Annotated in this window: 17 protein-coding genes; 11 read left to right on the top strand and 6 right to left on the bottom strand. The window is 67.4% G+C overall.

The annotated features are described in order from the left end of the window. Positions 1–8 precede the first annotated feature (8 nt). The 6 genes from leuS to rlmH all read left to right on the top strand — a co-directional run bounded on the left by leuS (position 9) and on the right by rlmH (position 6,127). Positions 9–2,741: a leucine--tRNA ligase gene (leuS, locus tag AC1DOM_RS03385; RefSeq protein ID WP_498960265.1), complete on the top strand. Its 2,733-nt coding sequence runs from the start codon at positions 9–11 to the stop codon at positions 2,739–2,741. Between the two features lie 54 nt (positions 2,742–2,795). After that, entirely contained in the window at positions 2,796–3,410 is a 615-nt protein-coding gene (locus tag AC1DOM_RS03380; RefSeq protein ID WP_498960263.1) for an LPS-assembly lipoprotein LptE, read from the top strand. 4 nt (positions 3,411–3,414) lie between these two features. Continuing rightward, positions 3,415–4,461 (top strand): DNA polymerase III subunit delta, encoded by a 1,047-nt coding sequence (gene holA / locus AC1DOM_RS03375; protein WP_498960261.1) that lies wholly within the window; start codon positions 3,415–3,417, stop codon positions 4,459–4,461. A 3-nt stretch (positions 4,462–4,464) separates the two neighbouring features. After that, positions 4,465–5,133, top strand: a complete 669-nt coding sequence (gene nadD, locus AC1DOM_RS03370; RefSeq protein ID WP_498960259.1) for a nicotinate-nucleotide adenylyltransferase — start codon at positions 4,465–4,467, stop codon at positions 5,131–5,133. Positions 5,134–5,206: 73 nt separating this feature from the next. Then, positions 5,207–5,626, top strand: a complete 420-nt coding sequence (rsfS, locus tag AC1DOM_RS03365) for a ribosome silencing factor (RefSeq protein WP_498960257.1) — start codon at positions 5,207–5,209, stop codon at positions 5,624–5,626. 30 nt (positions 5,627–5,656) lie between these two features. Next, positions 5,657–6,127 carry a 23S rRNA (pseudouridine(1915)-N(3))-methyltransferase RlmH gene (gene rlmH / locus AC1DOM_RS03360; RefSeq protein WP_498960255.1) on the top strand — a complete coding sequence of 157 codons (471 nt, stop codon included), beginning with the start codon at positions 5,657–5,659 and terminating at the stop codon, positions 6,125–6,127. Position 6,128: 1 nt separating this feature from the next. On the opposite strand, the gene AC1DOM_RS03355 is transcribed toward rlmH, so the two are convergent. From AC1DOM_RS03355 to AC1DOM_RS03345, 3 genes are all read right to left on the bottom strand, one after another. Then, a complete protein-coding gene (locus AC1DOM_RS03355) occupies positions 6,129–6,812 on the bottom strand; it encodes an energy transducer TonB (protein WP_498960253.1) in 684 nt (227 codons plus the stop codon). An 84-nt stretch (positions 6,813–6,896) separates the two neighbouring features. Next, a complete protein-coding gene (locus AC1DOM_RS03350) occupies positions 6,897–7,097 on the bottom strand; it encodes a hypothetical protein (RefSeq protein ID WP_498960251.1) in 201 nt (66 codons plus the stop codon). A 44-nt stretch (positions 7,098–7,141) separates the two neighbouring features. Beyond that, a complete protein-coding gene (locus AC1DOM_RS03345) occupies positions 7,142–7,882 on the bottom strand; it encodes an SIMPL domain-containing protein (protein WP_498960249.1) in 741 nt (246 codons plus the stop codon). Positions 7,883–8,020: 138 nt separating this feature from the next. Between AC1DOM_RS03345 and AC1DOM_RS03340 the strand changes: the two genes are divergently transcribed. The 4 genes from AC1DOM_RS03340 (at position 8,021) to tldD (ending at position 15,485) form a co-directional block, all read left to right on the top strand. After that, complete coding sequence (locus AC1DOM_RS03340; RefSeq protein WP_498960247.1) at positions 8,021–8,611, top strand: Maf family protein; 591 nt, start codon at positions 8,021–8,023, stop codon at positions 8,609–8,611. After that, positions 8,608–10,092: a ribonuclease G gene (gene rng / locus AC1DOM_RS03335; protein WP_498960245.1), complete on the top strand. Its 1,485-nt coding sequence runs from the start codon at positions 8,608–8,610 to the stop codon at positions 10,090–10,092. Before AC1DOM_RS03340 ends, rng begins: the two co-directional genes overlap by 4 nt. A gap of 43 nt (positions 10,093–10,135) precedes the next feature. Beyond that, positions 10,136–13,963, top strand: coding sequence for a YhdP family protein (locus AC1DOM_RS03330; RefSeq protein ID WP_498960243.1), 3,828 nt, complete (start codon positions 10,136–10,138; stop codon positions 13,961–13,963). Positions 13,964–14,042: 79 nt separating this feature from the next. Next, a complete protein-coding gene (tldD, locus tag AC1DOM_RS03325) occupies positions 14,043–15,485 on the top strand; it encodes a metalloprotease TldD (RefSeq protein WP_498960241.1) in 1,443 nt (480 codons plus the stop codon). 5 nt (positions 15,486–15,490) lie between these two features. Here the strand turns inward: tldD and yjgA are convergent, their stop codons facing one another. Beyond that, positions 15,491–16,033 carry a ribosome biogenesis factor YjgA gene (gene yjgA / locus AC1DOM_RS03320; RefSeq protein ID WP_498960239.1) on the bottom strand — a complete coding sequence of 181 codons (543 nt, stop codon included), beginning with the start codon at positions 16,031–16,033 and terminating at the stop codon, positions 15,491–15,493. Between the two features lie 103 nt (positions 16,034–16,136). On the opposite strand from yjgA, the gene pmbA reads away from it, so the two are divergent. Further along, positions 16,137–17,450, top strand: coding sequence for a metalloprotease PmbA (gene pmbA, locus AC1DOM_RS03315; protein WP_498961240.1), 1,314 nt, complete (start codon positions 16,137–16,139; stop codon positions 17,448–17,450). Between the two features lie 193 nt (positions 17,451–17,643). Here pmbA and AC1DOM_RS03310 read toward each other — a convergent pair whose 3' ends face one another. Both AC1DOM_RS03310 and AC1DOM_RS03305 read right to left on the bottom strand, forming a co-directional pair. Further along, positions 17,644–18,096, bottom strand: a complete 453-nt coding sequence (locus AC1DOM_RS03310; RefSeq protein ID WP_498960237.1) for a YybH family protein — start codon at positions 18,094–18,096, stop codon at positions 17,644–17,646. Positions 18,097–18,453: 357 nt separating this feature from the next. After that, positions 18,454–18,703, bottom strand: a 250-nt coding sequence (locus AC1DOM_RS03305) for a DUF4870 domain-containing protein (RefSeq protein ID WP_498960235.1), incomplete at its 5' end; no start/stop codon positions are given.

The following is an 18,703-nucleotide window of genomic DNA, read 5'->3' as shown; positions in this document are numbered from 1 at the left end:
AACGACCGATGTCCGCCGCCCCCGACGCGCCTGCCTACGACCCCCGCACCCTCGAAGCCGCCGCCCAGCGCTTCTGGTCCGACCGCCGCGCGTTCGAAGTGACGGAAAACGACCCCCGGCCGAAGTTCTTCTGCCTCTCGATGCTGCCGTACCCCTCGGGCGCGCTGCACATGGGCCACGTGCGCAATTACACGATCGGCGACGTCATCAGCCGCTTCCAGCGCATGAACGGCCGCAACGTGCTGCAACCGATGGGTTGGGACGCCTTCGGCCTGCCCGCCGAGAACGCGGCGATCAAGAACCGCACCGCGCCGGCGAAGTGGACCTACGCCAACATCGACCACATGCGCGACCAACTGCGCACGATGGGCTACGCGATCGACTGGTCGCGCGAATTCGCCACCTGCCGCCCCGATTACTACGTGCACGAGCAGCGCATGTTCGTGCGCTTGCTGAAGAAAGGGATGGCGTATCGCAAGAATTCGGTGGTCAACTGGGATCCGGTGGACCAGACGGTGCTTGCCAACGAGCAGGTGATCGACGGTCGCGGCTGGCGCTCGGGTGCGGTCGTGGAGAAGCGCGAGATCCCGCAGTGGTTCCTGCGCATCACCGACTACGCGCAGGAATTGCTCGACGGCCTCGACGCATTGCCGGGCTGGCCCGACGCCGTGCGCACGATGCAGCGCAACTGGATCGGCCGCAGCGAAGGCCTGGAATTCGCGTTCAAGGTCGACGGTAGCGACGAAGAACTGCACGTGTTCACCACGCGCCCCGACACGCTGATGGGCGTGACCTTCATCAGCATCGCCGCCGAGCATCCGCTCGCGAAGCAGGCCGCCGCGAACGATCCCTCGCTGGCGCAGTTCATCGAAGACATCCGCCACGGCGGCGTGTCGGAAGCCGAACTGGAGACGCAAGCCAAGCGCGGCCGCGACATCGGAATGCGCGCGTTGCATCCGATCACCGGCGAAGCGCTGCCGATCTACGTCGCCAATTTCGTGCTCATGGGTTACGGCACGGGCGCGGTGATGGCGGTGCCGGGCCACGACCAGCGCGACTGGGAAATGGCGCGCCATTACGGCCTGCCGATCCGCATGGTGATCGTGCCGCCGCAGGTGCGCGATGCCGTCGCGGAAATCGCGTCGGGTGTGCCGATGCAGCACGATCCGATGGACGCCGCGTTGCATGGCGGCAGCGCCGACCTGTACGAAACGCGCGCCGCCGTCGAAGTCATCCAGGAATTCGAGCGCAAGATCCAGGAAGAGAGCGCGTACACCGAACGCGGCCTGCTGGTGAATTCCGGCGAATTCGACGGCATGGATTACGACGAGGCGTTCGAAGCGATCGCGTCGCGCTTCCAGGCCGAAGGCCACGGCACGCGCCGCGTGAACTTCCGCCTGCGCGACTGGGGCGTGAGCCGCCAGCGTTACTGGGGTTGCCCGATCCCGGTCATCTATTGCGCCAAGTGCGGCGCGGTGCCGGTGCCGGAAGACCAGTTGCCGGTCGTGCTGCCCGAGGACGTGGCGTTCTCCGGCGTGCAATCGCCGATCAAGGCCGATCCGGAGTGGCGCAAGACGACGTGCCCGGATTGCGGCGGCCCGGCCGAACGCGAGACCGACACCTTCGACACCTTCATGGAGTCGAGCTGGTACTACGCGCGCTACACCTCGCCGGGCGCGGCCGACATGGTCGATGCGCGCGCCAATTACTGGACGCCGGTCGACCAGTACATCGGCGGCATCGAACACGCGATCCTGCACCTGCTGTACTTCCGCTTCTACCACAAGCTTTTGCGCGACGCGGGCATGGTGCACAGCGACGAGCCGGCGACGAACCTGCTCTGCCAGGGCATGGTGATCGCCGAGACGTATTACCGCGACAACGCCGATGGCTCGAAGGAGTGGATCAATCCCGCCGACGTCGACGCCGAACGCGACGAACGCGGCCGCATCACCGGGGCGCACCTGAAAGCCGACGGCAAGCCGGTGCACATCGGCGGCGTCGAAAAGATGTCGAAGTCGAAGAACAACGGCGTCGACCCGCAGGCGATGGTCGACCGCTTCGGCGCCGACACCGTGCGCCTGTTCTCGATGTTCGCCGCACCGCCCGAGCAATCGCTGGAGTGGAACGAAGCGGGCGTCGAAGGCATGGCGCGTTTCCTGCGCCGCTTCTGGCGCGAAGTGACGACGCACGTCGCGCAACCGGATCATCCGGAAGTCGCACCCGCGTCGCTCGACGCCGCGCAGAAAACCCTGCGTCGCCAGGTGCACGAAACGATCCAGAAAGTCGGCGACGACTACGGCCGCCGCCACAGCTTCAACACCGCGATCGCCGCGTTGATGGAACTGCTCAACCACGTGTCGAAATTCACCGACATGAGCGACCAGGGCCGCGCCGTGCGCCACGAAGCCCTGCAGGCGATGGTGCTGCTGCTCAACCCCGTGACGCCGCACGTCAGCCACGCGCTGTGGCAGGCCTTGGGCCACCCGGAAACCTTGCTGGAAGACATCCCGTTCCCGAAGGCCGACCCCGATGCGCTGAAGCGCGATGCCCTGACGCTCGCCGTCCAGGTCAACGGCAAACTGCGCGGCACCATCGAAGTCGCACCCGATGCATCCAAGGACTTCGTCGAGGCCGCGGCACTCGCCGAACCCGCAGTCGCGCGCTTCCTCGAAGGCCAGGAAGTGCGCAAGGTCATCGTGGTGCCGGGCAAGATCGTCAACATCGTGGCTTCCGCCTGACGTTCCCTGCGGTGGCCTTGCCCACCGCAGCCTCCCTCGTCCAGACTGGCCTACATGCGAATGCCCCCCACGCTTGTCCGAACCACGATGCTGCTGGCGCTCGTCGCCCTGAGCAGCGCCTGCGGATTCCACCTGCGCAACGCACTCACGCTGCCGGTCGAACTCAACCCCGTGCGCGTGGTGTCGCCCGACCCCTACAGCCCCCTGGCCGAATCGCTGGCCGACCAGATGACCCGCGCCGGCGCGGTCCCCGCGACCGACCCCGCGCAACCCTCGACCACCCTGCAGATCGTTTCCGAACGCTGGGGCGATACCCCGATCAGCATCGACGAACGCGGCCGCGCCCAGGAATTCAGCCTGCGCTACGCGGTGATCTTCGCCCTGCTGGACCAGGCCGGGAACGTCGTGGTGCCGCAACAGGCCGTCGAACTCTCGCGCGACTACGTGGCACCGCCGGCCGATGCCGTCGGCGCGACCTCCGAGCGCGAACTGCTCGCGAAGGAACTGCGCCGCGAAATGTCGACGGCCATCCTGCGTCGCGTCGGCGCCGCGTTGAACGTCACGCGCCCCGAAATCCACAACGGCGTGCGCACGACCCCGCCTGCTTCTCCGTCCACGACGCCCACGCTCCCGGCTTCGGCGTCCACGACGTCCACGCCGCAACCCTGACGCGATGGCCGACCTGAGGCCCGATCGGCTCGCGGCGCAACTCGCCTCCGAGCCCATGCGGCCTGCGTACCTGATCGCGGGGCCCGAAACGCTGGTCGTGCTGGAAGCCGCCGACGCCGTGCGCGCCGCCGCGCGCGAGCAGGGCATCGGCGATCGCGAGGTCTACGACATCGAAGGCCGAGACCCGGATTGGGACAGCGTGGCCGCCGCTTTCCAGGCACCGGGCCTGTTCGCCGCGCGGCGCGTGGTCGAAATCCGCATGCCCGGCGGCAAGCCGGGCAAGGATGGCGCGGAGATCCTGGCGAAATTCGCAAGCGATCCGCCGCCCGATGTCGTGCTGCTCGTCACCGCCGGCGATTGGAGCAAACAACACGGCGGCAAGTGGAGCGAAGCGCTCGCGCGCATCGGCCATCAACTGATCGCCTGGCAAGTGAAACCGCACGAGCTCAACGGATGGATCGACGCGCGCATGCGTGCGCGCGGATTGCGTGCCGATCGCGACGCGGTGCAGGCACTGGCCGATCGCGTCGAAGGCAACCTGCTGGCGGCCGCGCAGGAAATCGACAAACTGTCGCTGCTCGCCGAAGGGCGCATGCTCGATGTGGCGACGATGGAATCGCTGGTGTCGGATTCGTCGCGCTACGACGTGTTCCGCCTGGTCGACGCGGCGATGAACGGCCAGCCCGCGCAAGTCTCGCGCATGCTGCACGGCTTGCGCGGCGAAGGCGAAGCGGTGCCCGCGTTGCTCGGCATGGTCGCGATGGAATTGCAGCGCGCGGCGGCGCTGGCGCGCGTCGCGGCGCGCGGCGGAAACCTGCAGGCCGAATTCAAGGCGCAGCGCATCTGGGATTCGAAACAGGCCGCGTATACGCGTGCATTGAAACGCCATGACGCCGCCCGCTGGGAGCGTTTCGCCGCGGAAGCCGGGCGCGTGGATCGCATCGCGAAAGGCCGCCCGCAATGGGGGCGCGATCCGCACGATGCGTGGCTCGCGCTCGAACGCGTGCTGCTCGCGGTCGCCGATCCGCGCGCGTTGCGCCTGCTGGGCTGACGCGTGACGCCGCTCGTCCTCTGCTACGGCGGCACCTTCGATCCCGTCCACACCGGTCATCTGTTCATTGCACGCGCGGTGCGCGATGCGCTGCATGCCGACGTGCACCTGCTGCCCGCCGCCGATCCGCCGCACAAGGGACCGACGCACGCCGATGCGGCGCAACGCGCGCACATGCTCGACCTGGCGATCGACGGGGAAGCGGGCCTGATCGTGGATCGCCGCGAATTGCGTCGTGCGGGTCCGTCGTACACGGTCGACACGCTGCGCGAGTTGCGCGCCGAATACGGGCCGCATGCACCGCTGGTGTGGATGGTGGGCGGGGATTCGGTGTTCGAATTGGACACCTGGCACCGCTGGCGCGAATTGTTCGAACTGGGCCACGTGCTCGCGATCGACCGCCCCGGCGCCCCCATCGACCAGGCCGCCCTGGCCACGCGTGCACCCACGGTCCACGCCGAACTCGCGCCGCGCTGGTGCCTGCCCGCGCAATTACATGCGCTGCCGGCCGGTGGCTTCGCCGAATTCCGCCTCGGCGCGGAGCGGCCGGAGTCGTCCACCGAACTGCGTCGCCGCATCGCCGCCGAAGATCCGCGCTGGCAGGACTGGGTGCCGGCGCGGGTGGCCGCATTCATCCGCCAGTCGGGGCTTTACGGACGCTTGCACTCGTGATGCCGACAGTTTCACGCCTGCCGGCCGCGAGCGCCTCGTATAATCCCACCGTCTCCACCGAGCCCAGCTGCCCTTGACCACTGCCGCGCAAGTCATCAAGACCCGCCTTCCCAATCCGCCGCCGCCGGCAGACGTCCTCCTCCAACACGTGCGCAACGCCGTCGAGGAGCTCAAGGCAAAGGACGTCGTCGAAATCGATGTTCGCGGCAAGACCAGCGTCACCGACCACCTGGTCATCGCCTCCGGTACCTCCACCCGCCACGTCAAGTCGATCGCCGACGAAGTCGTCCGGCACGCCAAGAAGCTCGACTGCATGCCGCTCGGCGTGGAAGGCGAGCGCGAGGCCGAATGGGTCCTCGTCGACCTGGGTGATGTGGTGGTCCACGTGATGTTGCCGCGCGTGCGCGAGTTCTATGCGCTCGAGCGGCTGTGGACCGTCGGCGACCAGCCGCCGGAAGAGGAAGACGCGCTGGCCGCCGGCCGCGCCGAGTAAGCAAGGCGTGCGATTGCGCACGTCGCGGCGATGAAGGCAAGACTCATCGCCGTCGGCGAACGCGCCCCTGCGTGGGTCGCCGACGGATTCGCCGAATATCGAAAACGGCTGTCGCACTGGCTGCCGCTGGATCTTGTCGAAATCGAACCGGGCGTGCGCGGCAAGGGTCGCGACGCTGCGCGCGCGACGTTCGAGGAAGGCCAGCGCGTGCTGGCCGCGATTCCGAAAGGCGCATTCGTCGTGGCCCTCGATGGACGCGGGCGCACGTGGAGTTCCGAGCAACTCGCGCAACGCATGGAAACCTGGCGTGGCGCGGGGCGCGATTTGTGTTTCCTGATCGGCGGGCCGGAAGGCCATGCGAGTGAAGTGATCGCGCGGGCCGACGACACGTGGTCGCTCGGCCCGCTGACCTTGCCGCACATGCTGGTTCGCCTGGTGTTGGCGGAGCAGTTGTATCGGGCGAATGCGATGTTGGCGAATCACCCCTACCACCGCGCGTAGATCACCGCAGCACGAACTTCACCGGCACCAGGCCCACCGCCTGCACTGCGTGTCCATCCTGTGTCGCCGGCTTGAACTTCCACTTCTTCAGGATGTGCTTGCGCGCCGCTTCGTCGAGCGAGCGGTTGCCGCTGCTCGTCTGCACGCGCACGTCGAGCGGCACGCCATCGACGCCGACCAACACTTCCAGGATCACCGTGCCTTCGATGCGGCGCGCCATCGCGTCGCGCGGATAGGCCGGCGGCGGTGCGCTGGCGTATTCGAGGCTGTCGGCGCGGATCGGGCCGACGACGGGCGGCGTGGTTTCGATCGCGATCGCGGTGTCGGGGTTCGGGTCATAGGGTGGCGCGACGTCCGCGCCGACGGGATCGACGACGGGCGGTTGTTCGACGGGAATTGGCGTCGGCGCAACGTTGGGCCGCGTTTCGAAATGGCGGATCGTCGGCGGGGGCGGCGGAGGCGGCGGCGGTTCGACGTGCCTGGGAAAATCGAAAATCGGAATGACCACGTCTTCTTCCATCAACGCCTGCGGCGGCGCCATCGGCATCATCAGCAACATCAGCGCCGCGCCATGCAGCGCGATCACACCTGCGATCGCGGTGATGCGCGCAGGACTCGGGCGTTCGAGCAGATGCCCGATTTGCATCGGGCGGCGGGGCAGGGACGGCGCGATCGTGTGCGACATGGCGTGGCCTCCGTGGTTGCGTGATCGCTTCAACGCACGGGGTTGCACAACGGGGTTGCGGTGTCGCGCGCGAACCGCGTCGCCTCAGTGGTTCGACGCATCCTTCGCCGGATCGGCCTGTTCGTCCGTATCCCGATCGATGCCAGGCTCGTCGGGCTGGTTGCCCGGCTTCGGCCCCTTCGCCTGCGCATCGCCCTTGTCGCGCGGCTGGTTCTCGGCGTACCCCGGATTACGACCCGCCCGCGGATCTGCCGCGGGCGGGGTGTCGCGTTGCTTGTCGGCCATGGCGCTGGTCTCGCTGATGCGCGCGATGCGCGATGGCCGCAGTGTTACTGGCCCAGTTCGAAAACCACGTCAAGGCTCACCGACAGCGTGGTTTCGCCCGGCGCGACCGAGGTTTCCTTGGCCATCGCCATGTCGCTGGCCTGCGCACGCATCATGTAGGGCATCGGCGGGCGCGACGCACCCCCTTCGGCGATGCTCACCACGCGGCGCACGCGCAGGCCCATCGCCTTGGCGTAGGTCTGGGCGCGGGCCTTGGCCTTGTCGAGCGCGGCCAGGCGCGCTTCGTCGTATGCCGGTTCGGGCTTGTCGATTTCGAAGGACGGGCCGTTGACCTGGTTGGCGCCGCTGGCCACCAGCGCATCGAGCACCTTGCCGAGCTTGCCGATGTCGCGCGCCTTGATGTTCACCGTGTTGCTGGCCTGGTAGCCGGTGATCGTCGGCGGCGTGTTCTCCGCGTACTTGTATTGCGGCTGCACCGAGATGCCGGCGGTCTGGATGTCGCGCTCGGCGATGCCCGCGGCGCGCACGGCTTTCATCACCGCGTCCATCTGCGTGGCGTTGTCGCGCATCGCGGCATTGGCGTCGGCGGCCTGCGTGACGACGCCGGCGGAGATCGTCGCCACGTCGGGCACGCGACGGGACTCGGCCTGGGCCGACACCGAGAGCAGCGTGCCGTCGGCGGGAATGGGGGCGGTCTGGGTGCTCTGGGCGTGGACGGGCATGGCGGTTCCGAAGGCGAGGGCAAGGCCGAGCGCAGCAGACAGCGTGAGGGGACGAAGGGTCATTCGAGGCTCCATTGGTGAGGGTGTGCTTTCCGTATCGCGGCACTGACGTGCGGCGGAGTGAACGAACTGTGAGCCTTGGCGGGGTCAAGCCGAAAGCGCGCGAATGTCTCCGTACAGCCGCGGGTTAGACTCCGGACGATGCTGCATCTCGCCTCGCGTTCCCCTCGACGCTCCGAACTGCTGTCCCGCCTGGGATACACGTTCGGCACCCTCGAGCTCGACATCCCCGAACACCGCGGGCCTTCCGAAGGTGCGGGCGACTATGTGCGCCGCGTCGCCCGCGAAAAGGCCGGCGCGGGCCTGTTGCAGGTGATGGCAACGCCCGGCGCGGTCGTGCTCGGCGCCGACACCGAAGTGGTGCTCGGCGATGAAGTCTTCGGCAAGCCGCGCGATGCCGACGATGCCGCCGCGATGCTCCGCCGCCTCTCCGGCCGCACCCACCAGGTGATTTCCGCCGTCAGCGTGGTCAGCGCCGGACGCGAAGCGCAGGTGGTCTCCGAATCGCAGGTGACCTTTGCCACGTTGTCGGACGAGGACATCGCGGCCTACCTTGCCAGTCACGAATGGGACGGCAAGGCCGGTGCCTACGGCATCCAGGGGCGCGCGCAGGTGTTGATCGCGCACCTGGCCGGCAGCTTCTCCGGCGTGATGGGCCTGCCCATGTACGAAACCGCGCGCCTGTTGCGCGAATTCGGGATCGCGCCGTCGACCGGGGGGGCACGCGCATGAGCGAGGAAATCCTGGTCAACGTCACCCCGCGCGAAACCCGCGTGGCGGTGGTCGAGAACGGCATGCTGCAGGAGCTGCACATCGAACGCGGCTGGCGGCGCGGCGTGGTCGGCAACATCTACAAGGGCCGCGTGCAGCGCGTGATGCCCGGGATGCAGGCGGCCTTCGTCGACATCGGCCTGGACCGCGCCGCATTCCTGCATGCCAACGACATCGTGCGCGCCTCGACGCTGCCCGCGGTCGCCGGCGAAGACGCCCCGCTGCCGCCCGCGCAGACGCGCCCGATCCTGGAGCTGTTGCGCGAAGGCCAGGACGTCGTCGTCCAGGTGGTCAAGGACCCGATCGGCAGCAAGGGTGCGCGCCTGACGACGCAGCTTTCGATTCCTTCGCGCTATCTCGTGCTGCTGCCGCAGTCGCGGGTGGTCGGCGTGTCCTCGCGCATCGAAGACGAAACCGAACGCGCACGGCTGAAAAGCCTCGTCGCCGAATTCGCCGGCGGCAGCGAGCAGGGCTACATCGTGCGCACCAACGCCGAAGGCCAGCCGGCCGAAGCGCTCGCCGAAGACATCGCCTATCTCAGCCGCGTGTGGGCCCTGGTGGAAGACCAGCAGGGCACGACGAAGGTCGGCGCCTGCATCTACGAAGACCTCAACCTGCCGCTGCGCGCGGTGCGCGACCTGATCCGCCGCGACGTGGAAAAGGTGAAGGTCGATTCGCGCGAAACCTGCGAACGCCTGCAGACCTTCGCCGCGCAATACATGCCGGGCCTGGCCGAAAAGATCGAACCCTACAGCGGCGCGCGCCCCATCTTCGACCTGTACGGCGTCGAAGACGAGATCCAGCGCGCGCTGGAAAAAGAGGTGCCGCTGAAGTCCGGCGGTTACCTGGTCATCGACCAGACCGAAGCGATGACCACCGTGGACGTGAACACCGGTTCCTTCCTCGGTCAACGCAATCTCGAGGAAACCGTTTACCGCACCAACCTCGAAGCAGCGCAGGCGGTGGCCCGCCAACTGCGCCTGCGCAACCTCGGCGGCATCATCATCATCGACTTCATCGACATGACCGACGCCGAGCATCGCCGCCAGGTGCTGCGCACGCTCGAGAAGTCGCTGACCAAGGACCACGCCAAGACCACGGTGTACGACTTCTCCCCGCTGGGCCTGGTGGAGATGACGCGCAAGCGCACCGTCGAATCGCTCGAGCGCCAGTTGTGCGAGCCCTGCCACGAATGCGGCGGCCGCGGCACGCTCAAGACCTCCGAGACGGTGACCTACGAAATCTTCCGCGAGATCACGCGCGCGGTGCGCCAGTTCGAAGCGGCGCGCCTGCTGGTGATCGCCTCGCCGAAAGTCGTCGCGCGCATCACCGACGAAGAAAGCGCGGCGGTGGCGGAGTTGGAAGAGTTCCTCGGCAAGTCGATCCGGTTCCAGGCGGACGAGCAGTATCTGCAGGAGCAGTTCGATGTCGTGCTGCTCTGACGACACCGGATCGCGCTAGATGCCGACGCCTTTTCGACGCAGGATGCGGCACGCACGGCGCTTCGTCGGCTATGGCGCGCTGGTGGCCGTCATCTTCGTCGCCTTGCTGGTCGGCCTTGCGAAGCAGCTGTTGCCGCTCGCCGAACGACATCCCGACCGCATCGCCGCATGGCTGAGCGAACGCGCCGGACGTCCGGTGCATTTCGCGAAAGTCGAAACGCAATGGACGCGGCGTGGACCGTTGTTGCGGCTCGACGACCTGCGCCTGGGCGACGGCGCGCAATCGATCCTCATCGGCGATACCGAAATGCTGGTCTCGCTCTACGGCGGGCTGTTGCCGGGCGGGACGTTCTCCGAGTTGCGCCTGCGCGGCCTGGATCTCACGGTGGAACGCGCGGCCGATGGCTTCTGGTCGGTGCGCGGTTTGCCCGGGCAGCAGACCGAAGGCGGCGATCCCTTCGCGGCGCTCGAACGCCTGGGCGAGTTGCAGATCATCGGCGGGCGTTTGCATGTCGTCGCACCGACGCTCGGCATCGATGCGACCGTGCCGCGCATCGACCTGCGCCTGCGCGTGGAAGGCAACCGCATCCGCAGCGGCATGCGTGCATGGATGCAGCCGAACGTCTCGCCGCTCGATGCCGCGCTGGATTTCGACCGCAAGCTCGGCGACGGCCAGGCCTACGCCGGCGCGGTGAAGGCCGACCTCGGCGCGTGGGCGCCGCTGCTGCACGTGCTCGGCGTGGAAGCGCAGTCGGGCCACGGGCGCGCGCAGGCCTGGGCGCAATTGCGCGGGCATCGCGTGGCTTCGATCATCGCCGACGCCAAGCTCGACGATGTCGCGCTGCGCGGCGCCCCCTTGCGCGATGCGAGCGGCGTGCGCGTGCCGCAGGCGCGGTTCGGCCACGTGGAATTGCGTGCGCGCCTGAAACACAACGGCGGCGAATGGCGCTTCGATGCGCCGAAGTTGCTGATCCACACCGACAACAGCCAACAGAAACTCGACGGGCTGCTGCTGGTCGGTGGCACGCGCTTCGGCATGCGCGCCGAACGCGTCGACGCCGGCCCCTTGCTCGCGGCCGCCGCGCTCAGCGATCGCATGGACGCAGGTTTGCGTCGCTGGATCCTGCTCGCGAAACCGCAAGCGTTGCTGCAACAGGTGGAAGTCGTCGGCATGCACGACGGTGCGTTGCAAGCGCACGGCACGCTCTCCGGCGTGGGCTTCGCGCCCGTTGGCAATTCACCGGGCCTGCGCCAACTGGCGGGCGAAGTGATCGGCGATGCCGACGGCTTGGTGTTCACCGCCGACCCGAAATCCACCGTCGACTTCGACTGGCCGGCCGGCTTCGGCGTCGTGCATCCGGTGACGCTCGCCGGCCGCATCGCGCTGTGGCGCGAAGGCGCGGGCTGGCGCGTGGGCACCGATGGCTTCCGCGTGCGCGGCCGCGATTTCGGCGTGCATGCGCGCGGCGGCATGTGGTTCCAGAACGATGGCACGCGGCCTTGGATCGACTTCGCCGTGGATCTCGATCCGACCCTGCTGCCGACGGGCAAGGGATTCCTCGTGCGCCACCTGATGCCCGATGCGACGGAGCATTGGCTCGACGCTGCGCTCGTCGGCGGTTCGTTGAAGAACGGCCATGCGATCGTCTCCGGCGATCTCGACGACTGGCCCTTCCTGCACAACAACGGCCTGTTCCGTGCCGATGCCGAGCTCGACGACGCGACCGTGAAATTCTCGCCCGACTGGCCCGCGACCGAACACATGTACGGTCCGATCAGCTTCGTCGGCAACGGCTTCTCGGTCGAAGGCAAGGCGACGCTCGCGGGCGTGGACATCCCGCACATCCGCGCGGGCATCCCGGATTTCAGCAAGTCCGAGTTGTACGTGCAGGCGCAAGGTTCGAGCGATGCATCGAAGCTCGTGAGCCTGTTGCAGCACAGCCCGCTCAACAAGGAAAACGGCGAAACGCTCTCCAACATCGAAGCCAGCGGCCCCGCGGACGTCACCTTCGACATGCTCCTGCCGCTGCATTCGCCGCACGCGGTGGGCCGCACGAAGGGGACGGTCGAACTCAAGGGCGCGCGCCTGCGCGAAAAGCGCTGGGATCTCGCATTCGAAGACGTGCGCGGCAAGGCCGATTACGGCGATGGCGGTTTCGCTGCCAACGCCTTGACGGTGCTCCACGAAGGACAGCCAGGCACGCTCGGCCTGCGCGCGGGCACGGCGTTCGTGCGCGACAAGGCGCAGGCCTTCGAAGCCGACATGCAGGTGACGATGGAGGCGAAGGCACTCATCGATCGCGCGGGCAACCTGGGCTGGTTGCGCTCCTACCTGGAGGGGCGCTCGCCGTGGACGGTGTCGCTCGCGTTGCCGAAGGCGAGTGGTTCGAGCGCATCGCCGACGAAACTCACGCTGCGCTCCACGCTCGTCGGCACCACGCTCGACCTGCCGGCGCCGCTGCACAAGGCGACGAATACCGCATTGCCCGCGACGATCGAAGCCGATCTTCCGCTCGGCGAAGGCGAAGTGCGCGTCGGATTCGCGAACATCCTGGCGCTGCGCGCGCGCACGCGTGGCGATCAGACCGGATTGCGCGTGGTGGTCGGCAGCGATCGCGTCGACGAAGCGCCGCCGGCCTCGGGCCTGGTCGCAACGGGACATGCGCCGTCGCTGGACCTCATCGATTGGATCGGCCTGGCCGAAAGCGGCAAGGGCGGTGGCGACGGGAAGGGCGGCGGCGGATTGCCGCTGCGTCGCATCGACGTGCGCACCGACAAACTGATGTTGCTCGGCGGCGTGTTTCCCGATGCGCGCGTGCAGGTGACACCCGCCAACAACAACGCGAGCAGCGTCGTGGTCAGCGGCCCCGCGCTTGCGGGCACCGCGACCGTGCCCGATGCGCAGGGCGCGGCGATCACCGGCCGCATGGACCGCGCGTATTGGCATTCGCCGGCGAAACCCGCGAATGCACCCGCCACACCGCCGGTGCCCGATGCGCATCCGATCGATCCGGCGTCCATTCCCGCGCTTTCCTTCGACGTCGCCGACCTGCGCATCAACGCGATGTCGCTCGGCACGGCAGTCATCCGCACGCGGCCGACCGCGACCGGCATGCGCTTCGACACGATGCAGGCGCAGTCCGACCAGCACAAGATCGCGGTGACCGGCGATTGGAGCGGCATGGGCGCGGCGGCGCGCACGCGCGTGGGCCTGCAGATCCAGAGCGAAGACTTCGGCAAGTTGATGGATGGCTTCGGCATGGCGGGCCAGTTGGCGAGCGGGCAGGGCACGGCGAAGTTCGATGCGACCTGGCCCGGAGCGCCGCGCGAGTTCGGCGCGCGCGGCGTCGACGGCACGCTGGCGCTGGACGTGAAGGAAGGCACGCTGCTAGAAATCGAACCGGGCGCGGGCCGCGTGCTCGGCCTGCTGAGCCTGGCGCAACTTCCGCGGCGACTGCTGCTGGACTTCCGCGATTTCTATTCCAAGGGCCTGGCGTTCGATCGCATCGACGGCCACGTGCGCCTGTCGCAGGGCAAGGCGCGCACCGACGACCTCACCATCGACAGCCCCGCCGCGCAGATCGAGATCCGCGGCGCCGCCGACCTGCAGGCGCAGACCTTCGACCAGACCGTCGAGGTCGTGCCGCGCGCGGGCAACCTGTTGACCGTTGCCGGTGCCGTCGTCGGCGGCCCGGTGGGCGCGGCCATCGGCGCGGCGGCCAATGCGGTGCTGAAGAAGCCCATCGGCCAATTGACCGCCAAGACCTACCACGTGACCGGCCCCTGGAAAGATCCGAAGGTCGAAGTCACCAAGAAATCCGCACCGCAGGGGCGGTCGAGCGCATCGGCCGACGATTCCCCGAACGGATGAGCCGCCGCAGGCGGTTGCGTCACGCGTGTTGCATCACCATCTGAGTCTGCGTCACCGACGCACTTATTCTGGATCGCCCATGACCCTGCCGCTGAAGATCGCCGAAAACCGCCTGCTCGTCCCCGCCGGCCTCGCCACCGGGGCGCTCGATACGGCTTTCGGCGCGTTGCTCGGGCCCGGTATCGACTTCGGCGACCTGTATTTCCAGCACGCGCGTCGCGAGAGTTGGACGATGGAAGACGGCATCGTCAAGGACGGCGCGCATGCCATCGAACAAGGCGTCGGCGTTCGCGCGATCTCCGGCGAGAAAACCGGCTTCGCGTATTCCGACGAGATCGACACGCCTGCGCTGATCGAAGCGGCGAAATCCGCGCGTGCGATCGCACGTGATGGCTCGTCCGCCTCGCCGCGCGCGCTGGTGCCCGGCACCGGTCGCAGCCTGTATTCGTCCGACGATCCGATCGACGGCATGGCCAACGGAGAAAAAGTCGAAGCCCTGCGCGAGATCGATCGTTTCCTGCGCGCCGCCGATCCGCGCGTGAAGCAGGTGATGGTGTCGCTGGCCGGTGGCGTCGACACGGTGCTCGTCGCGCGCAGCGACGGCGTGCTCGCCGCCGACGTGCGTCCGCTCGTGCGCCTCAACGTGCAAGTGATCGTCGAACACAACGGCCGCCGCGAAAGTGGTTACGCGGGCGGTGGCGGGCGCTATTCCTACGCCGAACTGCTGGCGGACGGGAAGCCGCAACATTTCGCGCGCGAAGCCCTGCGCCAGGCACTCGTCAATCTCGAAGCGATCGATGCGCCCGCGGGCCTGATGCCCGTCGTGCTCGGCAACGGATGGCCCGGCGTGCTGTTGCACGAAGCCGTCGGCCACGGGCTGGAGGGCGACTTCAACCGCAAGGGCACGTCCACTTACGCGGGCCGCATGGGCCAGCGCGTCGCTTCGCCGGGCGTCACCATCGTCGACGACGGCACGCTGCCCAATCGCCGCGGTTCGCTCAACGTCGACGACGAAGGCACGCCGACGGCCTGCACGACGCTGATCGAAGACGGCGTACTCGTCGGCTACATGCAGGACACGCACAACGCGCGCCTGATGGGCATGCAGCCCACCGGCAACGGCCGCCGCGAATCCTTCGCGCACCTGCCCATGCCGCGCATGACCAACACCTACATGCTCGCCGGCGACCACGACCCCGAGGAAATGATCCGCTCGGTGAAGAAGGGCCTGTACGCGGTGAACTTCGGCGGCGGGCAGGTCGACATCACCAGCGGCAAGTACGTGTTCTCCGCGACCGAGGCCTATCTGATCGAAGACGGCAAGATCACCGCGCCGGTGAAGGGCGCCACCCTGATCGGCAACGGCCCGGAAACGATGCAGCGCGTGAAGATGATCGGCAACGACCTCGCGCTCGACGAAGGCGTGGGCGTGTGCGGCAAGGACGGGCAGAGCGTGCCGGTCGGCGTCGGGCAGCCGAGCCTGTTGATCGACCAACTGACGGTGGGTGGAACGCAGGCGTGAGCGGCTTACGCGCCCTCGTCGTCTTCCGGTTCGGCCTGCATCGCTTCGCGTACGACCTGGAAGATCTCGCGGAACGCACGCGGCGGCTTGTTGCGATTCCGTTCCTCGATCGCATTGCGCACCAGCGTGCGCAGGCGCTGGCGGTCGGATTGCGGAAACGCGTCGAGGAATTCGGCCAGGGCTTCGTCGCCGCCGTCGATCAGGCGCTCGCGCCAGGCTTCGACGCGATGCATTTCGGCCACTTCGCGCCGCGACGCCTCGCCCTTTTCGTCGAGCGCATCGCGCAGCGCGTCCAGCGTTTCTTCGTCTTCCCGGCGCATTTGCTTGGCCAGGAATTGCAGTTGCCGCTTGTGCGCGATGTGCGAGGTGATGCGGCGCGTCTCGAGGATGTGCGGCATCAGGCTGTCGGGAATCGGCAGCTTCGCCAGCTGGGCGTCGCTCAGCACCGCCAGCTTGCCGCCCAGTTCCAGCACGTCCAGCGCCGCGCGGCGCTGTTCGCTGCGGCTGGGGCTGTAGAACTCACCGGTTTGATCGTCCTTCCCGCGCATCGCCCGATCCCTGCCTTTGTTCGCTTTCAAGGATAGACCATTGGACAACGCCCCCCTGTCGACGGCCGGTCAGGCCTCCTCCCGCGACGAGAGCGTCGCCCGCATGGGCGTGCTGTCGGACATCGCACGCCAGTTGCTCGACCGTTGCCGCGCCGCCGGCGCCTCCCAGGCCGAGGTCTCCTGCTCGCAGGAGCACGGCCTCAACGTCAACGTCCGCATGGGCGCGGTGGAAACCGTCGAATCCACGCGCGACCGCGGGATCGCGGTCACCGTGTATTTCGGCAAGCGCAAGGGCAGCGCGAGCACGGCCGACCTGCGCGAGGAAAGCCTGGCCTCCACGGTCGAGCAGGCCTGCGCGATCGCGCGGCACACCGAGGACGACGAGGCCTCGGGCCTGGCCGATCCCGAATTGATGGCGAAGGACCTGCGCGAATTCGATGCCTGGCATCCCTGGGAGATCGACGCCGACCGCGCGCTCGACATCGCGCTGGCGTGCGAGCAAGCCGGCCGCGACCAGGATGCGCGCATCGAGAACAGCGACGGCGCGTCGGTCGGCAGCAGCGAATCGCTCGGCGTGTATGCCAACTCGCACGGCTTCGTCGGTGCCGAACGCAGTACGCAACACACGATCGGTTGCGCGTTGATCGCCGGCCGCGGCGACCAGATGCAGCGCGACGGTTGGTATACGACGGCGATTTCCGCCGACGACCTGGAATCGGCGGCATCCGTCGGGCGCCGTGCGGCCGAACGCGCGGCCTCGCGTCTTGCGCCGCGGTCCTTGCCGACGGGCGAGGTGCCGGTGTTGTTCGCGGCCGAAATCGCGCGTTCGCTGGTCGGGCACTTGTTGGGCGCGGTCTCTGGCGGTGCGTTGTATCGGCGCGCGAGTTTCCTGGTCGATTCGGTGGGCACGCAGTTGTTCCCCGATTGGTTCTCCATCGCGGAAGATCCGTTCCTGATGCGCGGCTTCCGTTCGGCGTCCTTCGATTCGGAAGGCGTGGCGACGCGCGCTTCGTCCCTGGTCGACGGCGGTGTGCTGCAGCGCTACGTGCTCGGGAGTTATTCGGCGCGGAAGCTCGGTTTGCAGACGACGGCGAATGCCGGCGGCGTGCATAACCTGCAGGTGCGCGCGAATGCGGGCGATTTCGACGCGTTGGTCGGCGGAATGCAGCGCGGGCTGCTGGTCACCGAGTTGATGGGGCAGGGCGTGAACGCGGTGACGGGCGATTATTCGCGCGGTGCGGCGGGGTTCTGGGTCGAGGATGGCGAGGTGAAGTTCGCGGTCGACGGGATCACGATTGCGGGGAACCTGAAGAAGATGTTCTCGGCGATTGAAGCCGTGGGATCGGATGTGGATCCGCGCTCGCATATTCGATGCGGGTCGATTCTTGTTGGGCGGATGACGGTGGCTGGCGAGTAAGAGCGCTACTCCATCATTGGCGCGTCGCCCGAACGTGTGAAGTTCCAAATTTTTTTGGGAAAAAATTTGAAACTCCCCACGCTGGGGCATCACCTTGCGAGTCGCTTCGTTCAAGGGGCTTTCGCCCGAGCCGTCATTGGGGCCTGCAAAGCAAGCTTTGCAGGGAGCCGATCATTGTCGTGAAAAGCGCGCGCTACTTGGCAACCGGCGCCGCCGGCGCAGGCTCGTCCGACGGATGATCGACGATGTATTGCCACCGCCCGTCGATCTTCTTCTGCACATCGACATACCGGCCGCGCTCCACCGACTCCGCACCGGACTTCTTGTCGACAAGCGTGATCGCATACGTCCCCCACGCCACGCGCGTATCGCCCATCGCTTCCTGCCCGATCTCGGATAGCGTGGCGTCCTTGACCGTCATGGCCGCCATGTAACCCGCGAATCCGTCCTTGATCGCCGCGCGCCCCTTGGCCATCGGCCCGCCCGGGAACCAGATGACCGCGTCATCGGCATAACAGGCCGCGACCTTGTCCGCGTCATTGGCCTTCATCCCCGCCAGGAAGCAGTCTCCGGCCGACATCGGCTCGGCAGCCACCGCCACTCCCGACGCCAAGGCAAGCCCACACGAAAACAACACGGCGCCCATTCGGTTTCGTGCACGCATTGCGGCATCTCCACTAATAGCGGGCCCACCGCCCGCAACAAGCTCTACGCCAGCCCCATCCGACAGCGGCCATGAAGGCAGGCTCTGGCCGTGCCGAAAACGATCAGCTTCCTGCAAAGCGCGCTTTGCAGCCCCCAAAGATCGCTCGGGCGAAAGCCCCCTGATCGAAGCGACCCGCAAGGTGATGCCCCAGCGTTGTGAGTTTCAAATTTTTTTCCCAAAAAAATTTGGAACTCACAACGTTCGGGCGACGCGCCAATCGGTTTCGAGCGGGCCTTACTACACAAACAAAAAGGGCGACGCTTCCGCGCCGCCCTTTCAGTTCGCCATTAGCGAATATCAGTTGATCAACCGCAGCGTGAACGGATAACGATAAGCCGTCCCTTCATTCGCCTTGATGGCAGCGCTGCTCGTCAGCACCAACCCCGCCACCCCGATCAGGACCCTCAACACGAACCCGATGACCACGAGGATCAGGATCGCCCACACCCCCATCGCGATCGTCACAGTGATCTGGAAATTGAGCGCCTCCTTGGACTGATTGTCGCCGAAGGGCATCGTCTCCTTCTTGACCAACCAGATCACCAAC

Source organism: Lysobacter sp. P5_B12 (assembly GCF_056400425.1).
Note: the sequence above shows the minus strand (reverse complement) of the source record. Positions and strands in the feature narration are given on the sequence as shown.

Excerpts from the sequence above, each read along its gene's own strand:
- leuS (WP_498960265.1), top strand. The coding sequence starts at position 9 with ATGTCCGCCGCCCCCGACGCGCCTGCCTACGACCCCCGCACCCTCGAA.
- rlmH (WP_498960255.1), top strand. The coding sequence starts at position 5,657 with ATGAAGGCAAGACTCATCGCCGTCGGCGAACGCGCCCCTGCGTGGGTC.
- AC1DOM_RS03380 (WP_498960263.1), top strand. The coding sequence starts at position 2,796 with ATGCGAATGCCCCCCACGCTTGTCCGAACCACGATGCTGCTGGCGCTC.
- pmbA (WP_498961240.1), top strand. The coding sequence starts at position 16,137 with ATGGGCGTGCTGTCGGACATCGCACGCCAGTTGCTCGACCGTTGCCGC.
- AC1DOM_RS03340 (WP_498960247.1), top strand. The coding sequence starts at position 8,021 with ATGCTGCATCTCGCCTCGCGTTCCCCTCGACGCTCCGAACTGCTGTCC.
- yjgA (WP_498960239.1), bottom strand. The coding sequence starts at position 16,033 with ATGCGCGGGAAGGACGATCAAACCGGTGAGTTCTACAGCCCCAGCCGC.
- AC1DOM_RS03350 (WP_498960251.1), bottom strand. The coding sequence starts at position 7,097 with ATGGCCGACAAGCAACGCGACACCCCGCCCGCGGCAGATCCGCGGGCG.
- tldD (WP_498960241.1), top strand. The coding sequence starts at position 14,043 with ATGACCCTGCCGCTGAAGATCGCCGAAAACCGCCTGCTCGTCCCCGCC.
- rng (WP_498960245.1), top strand. The coding sequence starts at position 8,608 with ATGAGCGAGGAAATCCTGGTCAACGTCACCCCGCGCGAAACCCGCGTG.
- AC1DOM_RS03310 (WP_498960237.1), bottom strand. The coding sequence starts at position 18,096 with ATGGGCGCCGTGTTGTTTTCGTGTGGGCTTGCCTTGGCGTCGGGAGTG.
- AC1DOM_RS03330 (WP_498960243.1), top strand. The coding sequence starts at position 10,136 with ATGCGGCACGCACGGCGCTTCGTCGGCTATGGCGCGCTGGTGGCCGTC.
- AC1DOM_RS03345 (WP_498960249.1), bottom strand. The coding sequence starts at position 7,882 with ATGACCCTTCGTCCCCTCACGCTGTCTGCTGCGCTCGGCCTTGCCCTC.
- holA (WP_498960261.1), top strand. The coding sequence starts at position 3,415 with ATGGCCGACCTGAGGCCCGATCGGCTCGCGGCGCAACTCGCCTCCGAG.
- AC1DOM_RS03355 (WP_498960253.1), bottom strand. The coding sequence starts at position 6,812 with ATGTCGCACACGATCGCGCCGTCCCTGCCCCGCCGCCCGATGCAAATC.